1 protein-coding gene is annotated in these 602 nt (G+C 39.2%); it reads left to right on the top strand.

Annotation, left to right across the window (positions count from 1 at the left end; all coding sequences use genetic code 11):
* Positions 1-56 precede the first annotated feature (56 nt).
* Positions 57-602, top strand: a 546-nt coding sequence (locus BK127_RS42290; protein ID WP_144026755.1) for a hypothetical protein, incomplete at its 3' end; no start/stop codon positions are given.

Below are 602 nucleotides of genomic sequence, written 5' to 3'. Positions count from 1 at the left end.
CTAACGGGCAGCACTTATAATGATGGGGTACTAGTAACCAGACAAGAGGTGGTTTAATGTCCGAATATTCTCAAATACAAACTTGTATCAAAAGTAACCCCGAAAATTTCAAGGACGTTGTAAAGCAATTTGCAGAAGTGCTAAACTCTCTGGGACTTGATTCTAAATACTTCATAACTGATCAGGAATGGGAACTCTTACACACTCTGTTGGTTGGTGGTGACGCGGAAGAACAGTTATTTAATAATGATGGGTACCAACTTCATATTCGCCCATATATGACGGGATGGACCCCACAGGAAATAAAAGAACTCCAAGACACTTGGATAGAAGTTAGTTTACTGTTCTTGACAGTAGAAATTGAAAATCGAATTGGACAGATAAAAGATGAACACAAACCCCTCGTATGGGCAATGATGGAAAAGTTCTCAAAAGAGTTTACAGAAAGCGGAGTGTTTTTCACAAACGAAGTTTCAGATGGAAGACCTTGGGAGGCATTAATATCTGGGGAAAAAGAAGGCATATGGGAATTTGATGCAGCCATTCTGCCTGAATTTTTGTCTCATACATATAAGGATTGCCCTACTGAAATGTTCATTAGC

Source organism: Paenibacillus sp. FSL H7-0331 (assembly GCF_001956045.1).
The sequence above is the reverse complement of the archived record's forward strand: the minus strand, read 5'-3'. Positions and strand labels throughout refer to the sequence as shown.